This window comes from Paenibacillus psychroresistens (assembly GCF_009728935.1).
Taxonomy (GTDB): domain Bacteria; phylum Bacillota; class Bacilli; order Paenibacillales; family NBRC-103111; genus Paenibacillus_AC; species Paenibacillus_AC psychroresistens.
In genome coordinates this window covers 8,089,620-8,101,785 of record NZ_CP034235.1, presented here as the reverse complement: position 1 = coordinate 8,101,785, position 12,166 = coordinate 8,089,620, and the positions used below count along the sequence as shown (strand labels likewise).

The following is a 12,166-nucleotide window of genomic DNA, read 5'->3' as shown; positions in this document are numbered from 1 at the left end:
GATCGTTCACTCCTTCTTATGCAACTAAGCGACAGCAGCCACAAATGATAACTTTTTATACACATTAAATCAAGTTATACACATATTAATATAATAACTTAGCTATAATATTGATTAAAGTTGATTTGTTAACAAACTTATCCACAGATTGTTGATAATACATCATTTTTTACACTTTATCCACAAAAGAAAACAATATAAATATAGCAAAATACAGATTGATTTTCAACGTTTTTATAGTCTTTATCCACACTTTCCATACCTTGTGTATAAAAGTTGTGTACAACACTATATATTGTTTATATTTTGTTAACAATTTTTTAAAAGAGAATAGTTGTCCACGGGTGTTCGTTTTTAGTTGACTTTTGATGCTGAAAATGTTTTAATTGTTAAAGGTGTTTTTGACTGTAATTATTCGGGAGGTGCAAAATAGATGGAACCGACATTTAGACCAAATGTAAGAAAACGTAAAAAAAATCATGGCTTTCGTACTCGTATGAGTACTAAGAACGGCCGTCGCGTTATCCAAGCGCGTCGCTTAAAAGGCAGAAAAAAATTAACAGCATAATCCGAGACCACTATCGAGTGGTCTTTTTTTTCAGTAAAACATTAAATAATGTAGCTTTCTTCTTATTATAGGAGAGATAGATAATGTAGTGGAGCGTGCGCGATGCATAAACAACATCGTTTAGCGAAAAGGGAAGATTTTAATAAGGTATTCCGTTTCGGTAAATCAGTGGCAAACCAACAGTTTGTGCTTTACCATTTAACGAAGCCAGAGCATGAGTTCTTTCGATTAGGCGTTTCTGTAAGTAAAAAAATCGGAAATGCTGTTGTTAGAAATCGTTTACGGAGAGTAATGAAAGAAATAGTTAGATTGCATAAGGATGGAATTACCTTAACCGCTGATTTTATTCTCATTGCTAGAAAGCCAATTGCTGTAATGGACTATGAACAAATAGAAAGTTGTATGATGCACGTGCTAAAAAAGGCCAATCTGTATAAAAAAAGAAAAGGATGTTAGTGTTCTTTTCTTTATCATACATTTTATGCTATATTTGAATATAGCTTGTTTAGTTTCGAGAATTTAAGGAGGACTTCATGACTCGTCGGTTGTATAAATTGTGGCCTTTGGCTTTGTTAATGATTGTTTTGTCTGGTTGTTCTACAGTAACAAAACCTATTGATCCAGATAATATGGGATTTTTCGTTAGATATTTTGTTCATCCATTTTCACAGGCGTTGGATTGGTTTAAAGATCACCTGTGGGGTCAATATGGACTGGCTATTCTTGCTGTAACAATTATTATTCGTTTAATTATTCTTCCTTTAACAATTAAACAATATCGCAGTTCTAAACAAATGCAAGCGTTACAACCGGAAATTAAGAAAATGAAAGAAAAATATAAAGACGACCCTAAAAAACAACAAGAAGAAACAATGAAGCTGTTTCAGCAGAATGGTGTCAATCCATTAGCAGGTTGTTTTCCTTTATTGGTGCAAATGCCAATTTTAATTGCTTTGTATCAAGCTATTATGCGGAATCCAGATATACACAATCATACATTCTTATGGTTACAATTAGGTCAGCCGGATCATCTTTATATTTTACCGACATTAGCAGCTTTGACTACTTTCCTACAACAGAAGGTTATGGCAACTCAAATGACATCACAGATGCAAGCACTAATGTTTATCTTTCCAGTTCTAATTTTTGTAATGTCAATGAATTTTGCATCGGCCCTTCCATTGTATTGGGTATACAGTAATACGTTTACGATTATTCAATCTTACTTTATTTACGGAGGCTCAAAGAACAAAGGTGCTGCATTAGTTATTGATGCACCGTCATCTAAAGCTGCATCTAAAGGTAAAGGTGGAAAAAATAAATGAAAAAAATCGTAGTATCAGGTAAAACAGTAGAAATTGCAGTTAAACTTGGTTTAGCTGAATTGAATACGACAGAGGATCGTGTGAAAATTACTGTTCTTCAACATGGTTCTAAAGGTTTGTTTGGACTTATTGGTGCCAAGGAAGCTAAAGTTGAACTTGAAGTAATACCTGATACTTTAGAACAAACGATTTTTTTTCTAAATGAAGTTTTCCTTGCTATGAATTTAGTGGTTCAAGTCGATAAGCATGTTACAGAAGAAGGCATTACCTTTAATTTGATTGGTACTGATCTAGGAATATTGATTGGCAGAAGAGGGCAAACTTTAGATTCACTCCAATATTTAGTTAATATTGTGGCAAATCGTTTTTCAAAAACACATTTGCGTATTGTGTTAGATGCCGAGAGCTTTCGTGAACGAAGAAAAAAGACATTGGAAGAACTAGCAACACGTCTTGCTGGAAGAGTTATTCGTTTCAAGAAAGAAGTTGTGCTAGAACCAATGTCGCCTCAGGAACGGAAAATCATTCATTTTCAGCTTCAGGATCATGCTATTGTTAAAACCTTTAGTAAAGGCGAAGAACCTAATCGCAGAGTTGTAATTGCACTAAGAAATTAAAGTAACGCAATGACTTCTAGTTCTTCTAACAGAAGTCATTGTTTTTTTTGAAAGAGCTGTTATAGAAAAGGTTCAGGTTGAGGTGTTTGCGGTGATGATAAGTGATACAATTGCAGCTATATCCACGCCTATGGGTGAAGGTGGAATATCTGTAATCCGTGTAAGTGGTCCAGATGCGATTCATGCAGTAGATCAGATTTTTGAAGCTAGACATAAATTGAGCGATGCTCTTTCTCATACAGTTCAATATGGTCATATTAAAACTAAAATTTCGCAGGAACGTATTGAAGAAGTTCTGATAACAATTATGCGTGCACCGCGTTCTTTTACGATGGAAGATGTAGTGGAAATTGGTTGCCATGGTGGTTTAGTTTCAGTAAAACAAGTATTAAATGAATTGCTGAATGAGAATGTACGGATAGCGGAGCCAGGTGAATTCACTAAACGTGCTTTTCTAAATGGTCGAATTGATCTATCGCAAGCAGAAGCAGTTATCGATTTGATCCGCGCTAAGTCAGATCGTGCATTTAAAATTGCTCTTAAGCAGGTAGAAGGTTCTTTATCATTAAAGATTAAAAAGCTGCGTCATGAACTAGTTAGTTTAATGGCTCATATTGAAGTTAATATAGATTATCCTGAGCATGATGTTGACAATCTTACGCATCTTTATATTAAAGACAAAAGTGTGTTAGCAATTGAGCAAGTTAATTTATTATTAAAAGCTGCTAATCAAGGTAAAATTATTAGAGAAGGTATTGTTACTGCTATTATTGGCAGACCTAATGTAGGAAAGTCTTCATTACTAAATACATTGGCACAGGAAAATAAGGCCATAGTTACGGAAATTGCTGGAACCACTAGAGATGTAATTGAAGAGTATGTTACGATTAATGGAATCCCTTTAAAACTTCTGGATACAGCTGGTATTAGAGAAACCTCAGATATTGTCGAAAAAATCGGTGTAGAAAGATCAAGGGTAGCTTTAACAGACGCGGATTTGATTCTTTTGATGTTAAATGCAGCTGAACCACTTCAACCGGATGATTATGATTTATTGGAGCAGCTGAAGGATCGTAAAACCATAATAATTGTTAATAAAACGGATTTGCCGTTGCAAATAGAATTACCTTTTTTATATCAACAAGTTTCAATGGATCGAGTTGTAATGCTTTCATTACAACAAAACGAAGGCGTTGAGCAGCTAGAGAAGGCGATATCAGCTTTATTCTTTAATGGAGAGCTCGAGTCAAATGATTTTACTTATGTTAGTAACGTAAGGCATATCCATCTTTTAAATCAAGCTAACAGAGCTTTGCAGGATGCTATTGAGGCTGCCGATATAGAAGTGCCTATTGATATTATCCAAATAGATGTTAGATCTGCTTGGGAGCTTTTAGGTGAGATTGTTGGAGATACAGCTGGTGATTCTTTAATAGATGAAATTTTCTCGCAATTTTGTTTGGGTAAGTGATCTATTGCTTACGAAGAAAGCTTGCTAAGGCAAGCTCAGCTTATGCTTACGATGCTAGTTTACTGACGAAAACTTTTAGGAGGGTTAATTAATGGAATATACAGCAGGTGAATATGATGTAATTGTTATAGGGGCCGGGCATGCGGGGTGTGAATCTGCGCTTGCTGCTGCTCGTATGGGTTGTCGAACTCTTTTGCTGACGATTAATTTGGATATGGTTGCTTTTATGCCGTGTAACCCTTCTATTGGAGGCCCTGCCAAAGGTCATGTTGTTCGTGAAATTGATGCATTAGGTGGCGAAATGGGTCGAAACATAGATCGAACTTTCATCCAATTGCGTATGCTTAATACAGCTAAAGGTCCAGCAGTACATGCTTTACGCGCGCAAGCAGATAAATTTCTATATCAACATACAATGAAGGAAACAATAGAGCTTCAAGAAAACTTAACACTTCGTCAAGGAATGGTTGAAGAATTAATTGTCGAAAATGAGCAGTGTAAAGGTGTCATTACAAAAACAGGTGCTCATTATTATGGGAAAACTGTTGTTCTGACTACGGGTACTTATCTGCGTGGTAAAGTAATTATGGGTGAATTGATGTATGAAAGTGGTCCTAACAACCAACAGCCTTCAGTTAAACTGTCGGAGTCCCTAAAAAATTTAGGTTTTGATTTAGTGCGTTTCAAGACTGGGACACCTCCGCGTGTTCATAAAGATTCGATTGATTTTAGCAAAACGGAAATTCAGCCAGGTGATGATAAACCTAAATTTTTCTCCTATGAGACTGAGTCTTCTGATCGCAAACAAATTCCGTGTTGGTTGACATATACAAGTGAGACTACTCATGAAATAATCAGCGATAATCTGTATCGAGCGCCTATGTTTACAGGTGCAATTGAAGGGACGGGTCCGCGTTATTGCCCATCCATTGAAGATAAAATTGTTCGCTTCAGCGATAAACCAAGGCATCAGATTTTCTTAGAACCAGAAGGTGCCAATACTAAGGAATATTATGTTCAAGGGCTTTCCACAAGTATGCCGGAGGAAGTGCAATTAAAAATTCTTCGCTCTATTGCTGGACTTGAAAAGGTTGAGATGATGAGAACCGGTTATGCTATTGAATATGACGCAATGGTTCCAACGCAGCTTAAACCATCATTAGAAACGAAAAAGATAGAAAATCTATTTACTGCAGGGCAAATCAATGGGACATCAGGCTATGAAGAAGCTGCAGGTCAAGGAATAATGGCTGGCATTAATGCAGCAAGAAAAGCACAAGGGAAAGAAGCAGTGGTGTTAGAACGGTCTGAAGGATATATTGGTGTATTGATTGATGATTTAGTTACAAAGGGTACTACTGAACCTTATCGGTTGTTAACATCACGTGCAGAATACCGTTTATTGCTGCGACATGATAATGCGGACATGCGCCTAACTTCGATTGGCCACGAAATAGGTCTTATAACAGATGAGAGACACGAAAGATTTCTTGCAAAAAAACAGTTGGTAGAACAAGAACTTGAAAGATTAAGTAATGAGAAGGCAAAACCTGACGTACTTATTCAACAACTACTTGAACAAGCCGGTACAGTGCCGCTTGTAAATGCTATTGATTTATTATCATTATTGCGTAGACCAGAAGTTACTTATTCTTTAATTGAGCAAATTTCGCCTGCACCCATTAATCTATCGGATGAGGTTAAAGAACAAGTCGAAATTCAGGTCAAATATGCAGGATATATCGAAAAACAGCAAATTCAAGTTAATCGTCTGCGAAAAATGGAAAAAAAGAAAATCCCAGAAGATATTGAGTACATGACAATACACGGACTATCTAATGAAGCAAAACAACGCCTTTCTCAGATAATGCCAATTTCTATTGGTCAAGCTTCTCGTATTTCGGGAGTTACTCCTTCTGACATTTCCGTATTACTTATTTACTTAGAGCATTACAATCGTGTAACCGCGGCTAGAGCGGGATCACTTAATGGATAAGGAATGGTTCCTTGATATGGACGCAGTTGAAAATCAATTTTATGATTTGTTAATGGCTCAAGGTATTTCATTGAGCGTATACCAGCTTAAACAATTTTCTGATTATTATGAGCAGTTAGTTATTTGGAATGAAAAAATGAATTTAACCGGCATAACAGAAAGAGAACAGGTGTACATTAAACATTTCTATGACTCTGTATCTCTTTCTTTTTATGTCTCTTTACCGGATATTCAGACTTTAGCTGATATTGGTTCTGGAGCAGGTTTCCCAAGCATTCCATTAAAAATTATTTTCCCTCATTTGAAAATTACTATAGTAGACTCTCTTAATAAGAGAATTCAGTTTCTGAATCACATTGTTAGTTTTCTACATTTGGATAATGTTTCTTGTGTTCATGGAAGAGCAGAGGACTTAGCTAGAAATGTTAATTACCGTGATCATTTTGATTTGGTGACTGCTCGGGCAGTAGCTAAATTAAATGTTTTAAGTGAGCTGTGTTTGCCGTTTGTAAATAAGTCGGGTCTTTTTGTTGCTATGAAAGGTTCTGATCCAACAGATGAGCTTAATGAGGCTAAATATAGTCTTAAACAATTAAAAGCTAACCTCTCGAAAACTTTTAGTTTTGAACTGCCTTTTGAGCAAGCAAACCGTCATCTTATAGTTATACAGAAGAAGGCTTTGACTCCTATTCTGTATCCGCGTAAGGCAGGTATTCCTTCAAAGGAACCATTAATATAATTGTCGAGTTTGTTTCACGTGGAACATATTATTTAAGCAGGATATTTAACACTTGGTGGAGAATTTATAACAGTGTAGCTTTTATTGCTAATTAGTTAGGTGGTAGTCGTTCGTTATGAAGGAGCAAATATCGAAACTGTTTGGTTTTGCAGATAAAAGTGTTTCTAATGAAGAAATTAAAAATATACCGATTCATGAAATTGTTCCTAGTCCCTACCAACCTAGAACTGTGTTTGATGAAGATCGAATTGATGAATTATGTCAAACGATCAAAACCCATGGTGTAATTCAACCAATAGTAGTAAGGCTTCGCAACAATAAATATGAAATCATTGCCGGGGAAAGACGGTTTAGAGCCGTATCGAAATTAGGTATGGAAACCATTCCTGGAATAGTCAGAGAGATTAATGATGCTCAAGCTGCTTCTATTGCTTTAATTGAAAATTTGCAGCGTGAAGGATTAACTGCAGTCGAAGAAGCTATTGCCTATCAACGTTTGATGGAAATTCATCAGCTAACACAAGAGAGTCTTGCTCAAAGACTAGGGAAAAGCCAATCAACTATAGCTAACAAAATTCGGTTATTGCAATTATGTGACCCCGTTAAACAAGCTTTAATGGAACGTAAAATTACTGAAAGACATGCAAGAGCACTTCTTTCCTTAAATTCAGAAGAATTGCAGATTAAAGTTTTGGAGGATATTATTTCTAAGGATTTGAATGTAAAACAAACAGAGGCAAGGGTTGAATTCTTCAAAGAATCAGCAAAAATAAAAAAACAACGTAGAGTATCTTTTTCCAAAGATGTTCGATTAGCTTTGAATACCATTCGACAATCTGTTGAAATGATAAACAGCTCGGGCATGGAAGTTAATACAAATGAAAATGATTATGAAGACTACTACGAAATTATAATTAAGATTCCAAAGAAATAAACGGCTACGGCTGGATCGTTATGAATACTGAGGTGAAAGAGTTGTCTAAGATCATTGCAATAACAAATCAAAAGGGTGGGGTAGGTAAAACCACTACATCTGTCAATCTTGGGGCATCACTTGCTTCAATGGGTAAAAGAGTTTTATTAGTAGATATTGACCCACAAGGGAATACGACAAGCGGAATAGGTATTAACAAAGCGGATGTTGCTAATTGCATATATGATATTTTAATTAATGATGTTCATCCCAAAGATGCAATTCTTGAAACTAATGTCCCAAACTTAAAAATCATCCCTGCCACTATTCAATTGGCTGGTGCTGAAATTGAGTTAGTTCCTACAATTTCAAGAGAAGTTCGATTAAAGAAAGCTTTGCATTTGGTAAAACATCAGTTTGATTACATATTAATTGACTGTCCACCATCATTAGGCATTCTAACTATAAATTCTTTAACTGCAGCTGATTCTGTATTGATACCTATCCAATGCGAATATTATGCTTTAGAGGGTTTAAGTCAACTGTTGAATACAGTAAGATTGGTTCAAAAACATTTAAACACTACATTGCAAATTGAAGGCGTCTTATTAACTATGTTTGATGCTAGAACCAATCTTGGTATTCAAGTTATTGAAGAAGTTAAAAAGTATTTTCAACAGAAGGTCTATCAAACTATTATCCCTCGTAATGTTAGATTAAGCGAAGCCCCAAGTCATGGACAATCTATTATAACTTATGATCCGCGTTCCAAAGGTGCAGAAGTATACTTAGAACTTGCGAAAGAAGTGATCTCTTATGAGTAAGCGATTGGGTCGAGGCTTAGATGCTTTAATTCCTTCACTAGACATTAAAGATGATGAAAAGGTATTTGAGATTCCTTTATCACAGCTTCGTGCAAATCCTTACCAGCCCAGAAAAACATTTAATCAAGATAGTATAAATGAGCTGGCGGCTTCAATTAAAGAACACGGTGTAATCCAACCTATTATTGTTCGTACTGTTTTAAAAGGGTATGAAATCATAGCAGGGGAGAGACGTTTCCGAGCTTCTCAGGTTTGTGGAGCGGCAACTATTCCCGCTGTTGTTAAGAAATTTTCTGATCAACAAGCTATGGAAATTGCATTAATTGAGAATGTACAACGTGAAGATTTAAATGCAATTGAATTGGCTGTTGCCTATCAATCTCTTATGACACAATTTACATTAACTCAAGAAGAGCTTTCAGTGAAGGTAGGTAAAAGCCGCTCGCACGTTGCAAACTTTCTAAGACTGCTTCAATTACCAGAAGAAATTAAACAACATGTTTCACGTGGAACATTATCAATGGGTCATGCTAGAGCAATTGCTGGCGTTAAGAATGATAAAACGAAAAAAGAATTAGCTGAAGCAGCCATACTTCAACAATGGAGTGTGCGAGAATTAGAAGATGTAATAAAGAAACAAGATGAAGCTGGAACAAAGGATGCAGTAGCACCTACCAAATCATCAGTTAAAAAAGATCCGTATATCAATCAGCTAGAAGAAAATTTAAGAGATCAATTTAGAACTACAGTCAAGATAAAACATCAAAACAATAAAGGAAAGATTGAATTGATGTATTACTCTAAAGACGATTTGGAAAGACTATTAGAACTGCTGCAAGGAAGAATTTCTTGAATTGTAACTAATGATGGTCTGTTCAGCGGAGCGGTGTGAGCGAAGGCGCTCTAAACGATTCGAAGAGCAGACCTTTTTAAATTCTAAGAAAGTATTATAAGTTATTTCTATATACTGATCTTAGAATTCCGGACAAATGGACCGCCCTAAAGACGGCGTAGTCGGTTATCCTTGAATACACGAGAGGAGGAGAACAATCAATGAAAACCTATTATTTTGATAACGCGGCATCTTCTTGGCCTAAGCCCAAACAGGTTGTTGAAGCAATGACAAATTACTTGACTGAGAATGGTGCTAACCCAGGCAGAGGCAGCCACCAGATGGCAGTTAATGCGAGTAGAGCCTTATTCGAAACTAGAAAAAGCCTTGCCAAGCTATTCGGTATTTCTAATCCTAATGATATCTGTTATACCATGAATACGACGGAAGCTCTTAATTTAGCCATTAAAGGCGCGCTTAAAGAAGGTGATCATGTGATCACTACGAGCATTGAACATAACTCAGTTAGAAGGCCTTTGGAGTATTTGCGCAAAACAAAAAATATAGAGATTACATATATCCAATCCGATATAACTGGTAATGTAAATCCGGTAAATGTACGAGCTGCCATTAAGCACAATACAAAGCTCGTGATATGCAGCCACAGCTCTAATCTCTTAGGAACAATCGTTCCTTTGTCAGAAATTGCAGAAATTTGTCGTGATAAAAAGCTGGTTTTTCTAGTGGATGCGGCTCAGACAGCGGGGACTCTGCCTATAGATGTACAAAAAATGGGGATTAGCATGCTAGCTTTTCCAGGACACAAAGGATTGTTGGGGCCACAGGGCACTGGGGGCCTGTACATTCATCCGGAGCTCGATTTGGAGCCCTTATTGCAAGGTGGGACGGGAAGCCAATCTGAGGCGATAGAGCAGCCCTTGGTGCGGCCTGATCGCTATGAAGCTGGGACTCAGAATACGGTGGGCATTGTAGGGTTAAACGAGGGTATTAAAGTTGTGCTAGAACAAACTGTAGAAGCTATACATGCTAAGGAGTGGTCTCTATCTCAAAGGTTGATGGAGGGCATTAAAGAAATTAAAGGCATTCAAATAATAGGCCCAGCTATTGGGGAAGATAAAACAGGTATTGTATCATTTGTGATGGAACAGGTTGATGCTTCGGAGTTAGCGTTTATATTAGACCATACTTTTCAAATAGCGGTCCGGGCAGGTTTTCATTGTACTCCATTGGGACATCAAACTGCAGGCACAACGGAAACGGGTGCAGTCCGAGCAAGTGTTGGTTTTTATACGACAGAGGATGAAGTGGCACATTTTGTCCAATCGATTAAAGAAATTAGTAAACACTACACAAAGTAAAAATTAGCATCTAAGGGGATGGAATAATCATGGGGGTTCTTACAGATTTAGATCAAGGAATTGTTATAATAAGCTTTACTGCTTTATTCATTATCTTACTCATTCTATTACTAATAAATATGAGACAGCTCAAATCAGTGCGAACAAGATATAATCAAATGATCAATGGTGGGAATGCTGAAAACGTTGAACAGGTACTCATTGGTCTGCAAAATAATATCAACCAACTAACCCAACAAAACAATTCACAGCAAGCGGAAGTGGATCAAATCAAACAGCAGATGAAAAAAATGAAATCGCATTTAGGTGTTCAGCGCTACAATGCATTTTCTCAAGATGGTGGCAGCGATTTGAGTTTTTCGATAGCGATACTGGATGATCAGCAGGATGGTGTCGTGTTAACAGGTATTCATGGAAGAGAGCAGACTTTCATTTACGCAAAGCCAGTAGAAAAGGGACAATCGACGTACAGCTTATCTCCTGAAGAGAAGACGCTTATTGATCAAATTGCTGTGAAGTCGAATGCTTAGAAAACAAACGTATTCTGTTGGAGCGTAATAAAGCAATATAGATTGATTTCGCAATTACTTCAGACATGTTGACAACTAGACTTAAACGAGTGTTCTGTAGAACAAAATACTCCATAAACCCACCGACATTAACCGTTCCAGTAATGTGTATATGTCCTACGGGGGGAAGTTGTTTATTAACGCCCGCGCCTGGCTTAAGTGGACCAAAGCCTAACTGAATATTCCCGATACTCGAAACCTGACCCAGGCAAGCATCAATTCCGATCAAGTAGGGCTGCTGGTGTTGATTATGAATAGAGGTTAAGGTATCCTGTAAATTCATAGCATGAACTGGCTCATCTAGAGTTCCGTATAATTGAATATCGGAATAGTTATACTTGCGTAAGCGAGATCCAACTAATGGACCTAATGCATCTCCAGTAGAACGATCGGTACCTATGCAGACAAAAACGATGGCGTGCTGTTGTGGGATTTTTGAGAATAAGTCCGATAGATGATGGGTAAGCATTTGGCCACCTTTGGTTTCGGTATAAGCGACCTTCAATGGAACACAGCTTGCTGCTGAAATAGCAGCATCAAAAGTTAACGTCATAGTAATCCTCCAAACTTATCATTTATATTAGTATACGAACGAAGGACTCTATTTATACATGAAACTGGTAATTCACTTGAATAAATAAGTTATTTATATAACTTTCCTAAGAAAGTGTGACTATTATGCTCATTGCATTTGATTCAACACAGCAAGCATTAAGAGCTGAGATGTTATTGGAATATGTAGATATTGATATTGATATTCGTCCGACACCCAAGGAAATCACGGCTGGCTGCGCTATCTCTATTGAGTTTCCTGATGAGGACTTAGACTTAGTCAAGCAGGTTATTAGCTCAGAGAAGGTCGATATCCGTGGAATTTATTTGAAGCAAGAAAACAAGTATGTTACCATCGATATATCCTTTTAATGTTCTGGA

Annotated in this window: 14 protein-coding genes; 13 read left to right on the top strand and 1 reads right to left on the bottom strand. The window is 36.9% G+C overall.

The genetic code is table 11. The features are described from left to right. Positions 1-433 precede the first annotated feature (433 nt). From rpmH to EHS13_RS36095, 12 genes are all read left to right on the top strand, one after another. Positions 434-568, top strand: a complete 135-nt coding sequence (rpmH, locus tag EHS13_RS36150) for a 50S ribosomal protein L34 (protein ID WP_155705159.1) — start codon at positions 434-436, stop codon at positions 566-568. 102 nt (positions 569-670) lie between these two features. Then, on the top strand, positions 671-1,024 hold the full coding sequence (rnpA, locus tag EHS13_RS36145; RefSeq protein WP_155705158.1) for a ribonuclease P protein component: 354 nt from the start codon (positions 671-673) through the stop codon (positions 1,022-1,024). Between the two features lie 77 nt (positions 1,025-1,101). After that, positions 1,102-1,893, top strand: a complete 792-nt coding sequence (gene yidC, locus EHS13_RS36140) for a membrane protein insertase YidC (RefSeq protein WP_155705157.1) — start codon at positions 1,102-1,104, stop codon at positions 1,891-1,893. Continuing rightward, positions 1,890-2,510, top strand: coding sequence for an RNA-binding cell elongation regulator Jag/EloR (gene jag / locus EHS13_RS36135; RefSeq protein WP_155705156.1), 621 nt, complete (start codon positions 1,890-1,892; stop codon positions 2,508-2,510). Before yidC ends, jag begins: the two co-directional genes overlap by 4 nt. Positions 2,511-2,604: 94 nt before the next feature. Then, positions 2,605-3,981 (top strand): tRNA uridine-5-carboxymethylaminomethyl(34) synthesis GTPase MnmE, encoded by a 1,377-nt coding sequence (gene mnmE / locus EHS13_RS36130; RefSeq protein WP_155705155.1) that lies wholly within the window; start codon positions 2,605-2,607, stop codon positions 3,979-3,981. 91 nt (positions 3,982-4,072) lie between these two features. Next, positions 4,073-5,977, top strand: a complete 1,905-nt coding sequence (gene mnmG, locus EHS13_RS36125) for a tRNA uridine-5-carboxymethylaminomethyl(34) synthesis enzyme MnmG (RefSeq protein ID WP_155705154.1) — start codon at positions 4,073-4,075, stop codon at positions 5,975-5,977. Positions 5,978-5,993: 16 nt separating this feature from the next. Next, on the top strand, positions 5,994-6,716 hold the full coding sequence (gene rsmG, locus EHS13_RS36120; RefSeq protein ID WP_155705651.1) for a 16S rRNA (guanine(527)-N(7))-methyltransferase RsmG: 723 nt from the start codon (positions 5,994-5,996) through the stop codon (positions 6,714-6,716). A 115-nt stretch (positions 6,717-6,831) separates the two neighbouring features. After that, on the top strand, positions 6,832-7,650 hold the full coding sequence (noc, locus tag EHS13_RS36115) for a nucleoid occlusion protein (RefSeq protein ID WP_155705153.1): 819 nt from the start codon (positions 6,832-6,834) through the stop codon (positions 7,648-7,650). A 41-nt stretch (positions 7,651-7,691) separates the two neighbouring features. Next, the gene (locus EHS13_RS36110) at positions 7,692-8,453 is read left to right on the top strand and encodes a ParA family protein (RefSeq protein WP_155705650.1); all 762 of its coding nucleotides are present in this window, start codon (positions 7,692-7,694) and stop codon (positions 8,451-8,453) included. Continuing rightward, positions 8,446-9,306 (top strand): ParB/RepB/Spo0J family partition protein, encoded by an 861-nt coding sequence (locus tag EHS13_RS36105; RefSeq protein ID WP_155705152.1) that lies wholly within the window; start codon positions 8,446-8,448, stop codon positions 9,304-9,306. The genes EHS13_RS36110 and EHS13_RS36105 overlap by 8 nt, the downstream gene beginning before the upstream one ends. A 200-nt stretch (positions 9,307-9,506) precedes the next feature. Beyond that, entirely contained in the window at positions 9,507-10,664 is a 1,158-nt protein-coding gene (locus EHS13_RS36100) for an aminotransferase class V-fold PLP-dependent enzyme (RefSeq protein ID WP_155705151.1), read from the top strand. Positions 10,665-10,693: 29 nt separating this feature from the next. Continuing rightward, positions 10,694-11,194 (top strand): DUF4446 family protein, encoded by a 501-nt coding sequence (locus tag EHS13_RS36095; RefSeq protein ID WP_155705150.1) that lies wholly within the window; start codon positions 10,694-10,696, stop codon positions 11,192-11,194. Here the strand turns inward: EHS13_RS36095 and yyaC are convergent. Further along, on the bottom strand, positions 11,160-11,786 hold the full coding sequence (gene yyaC, locus EHS13_RS36090; protein WP_155705149.1) for a spore protease YyaC: 627 nt from the start codon (positions 11,784-11,786) through the stop codon (positions 11,160-11,162). The genes EHS13_RS36095 and yyaC overlap by 35 nt on opposite strands. A 125-nt stretch (positions 11,787-11,911) precedes the next feature. On the opposite strand from yyaC, the gene EHS13_RS36085 reads away from it, so the two are divergent. Further along, positions 11,912-12,157 (top strand): putative Se/S carrier protein, encoded by a 246-nt coding sequence (locus EHS13_RS36085; protein ID WP_193571469.1) that lies wholly within the window; start codon positions 11,912-11,914, stop codon positions 12,155-12,157. Positions 12,158-12,166: the final 9 nt, after the last annotated feature.